1 protein-coding gene is annotated in these 1070 nt (G+C 63.7%); it reads right to left on the reverse strand.

The features are described 5' to 3' along the window. On the reverse strand, positions 1-1070 hold a 1070-nt coding region (gene groEL / locus J8I34_RS34155), incomplete at both ends, for a chaperonin GroEL (protein WP_209808580.1).

Genomic DNA, 1070 nt, shown 5'->3' on the forward strand with positions numbered 1-1070 from the left:
GGCATTGCCGGAGCCGACTCTTCCTTCGGCGTTTCGGCAACTGCGCAGTCCGTGGTCAGCATCAGCGAAGCCACCGAAGCGGCGTTCTGCAGTGCGGTGCGGGTGACCTTGGTCGGGTCCAGCACGCCCATTTCGACCAGGTCGCCGTACTCGCCCGAAGCCGCGTTGTAGCCGTAGTTGCCCTTGCCTTCGATGACCTTGGCAACGACGACCGAAGCTTCTTCACCGGCGTTCAGCACGATCTGGCGCAGCGGCTCTTCCATGGCGCGCAGCACGATCTTGATACCGGCGTTCTGGTCGGCGTTGTCGCCAGTCAGTGCCGAGATCGCAGCGCGGGCGCGCAGCAGGGCCACACCGCCGCCGGGGACGATGCCTTCTTCCACCGCAGCGCGGGTGGCGTGCAGGGCGTCTTCCACGCGGGCCTTCTTTTCCTTCATTTCGACTTCGGTGGCAGCGCCAACCTTGATCACGGCAACACCGCCGGCCAGCTTGGCCACGCGCTCTTGCAGCTTTTCACGGTCGTAGTCCGAGGTCGCTTCTTCGATCTGGGCGCGGATCTGCTTCACGCGGCCTTCGATCGCACCTGCGTCGCCGGCGCCATCGATGATGATGGTGTTTTCCTTGCCGATTTCGATGCGCTTGGCTTGGCCCAGGTCGTTCAGGGTCGCCTTTTCCAGCGTCAGGCCGACTTCTTCAGCGATGACGGTGCCGCCGGTCAGGATGGCGATGTCTTCCAGCATGGCCTTGCGGCGGTCGCCGAAGCCCGGGGCCTTGACGGCGGCGGTCTTCAGGATGCCACGGATGTTGTTGACCACCAGGGTTGCCAGGGCTTCGCCCTCGACGTCTTCAGCGATGATCAGCAGCGGGCGGCCAGCCTTGGCCACTTGCTCCAGCACCGGCAGCAGGTCGCGGATGTTCGAAACCTTCTTGTCGAACAGCAGCACGAACGGGTTGTCCAGCTGGACAACTTGCTTTTCCGGGTTGTTGATGAAGTACGGCGACAGGTAGCCGCGGTCGAACTGCATGCCTTCCACGACTTCCAGCTCGTCGGCCAGCGACTTGCCGTCTTC

The sequence above is a fragment of the Cupriavidus phytohabitans genome, assembly GCF_017815025.1.
Classification (GTDB): Bacteria; Pseudomonadota; Gammaproteobacteria; order Burkholderiales; family Burkholderiaceae; genus Cupriavidus.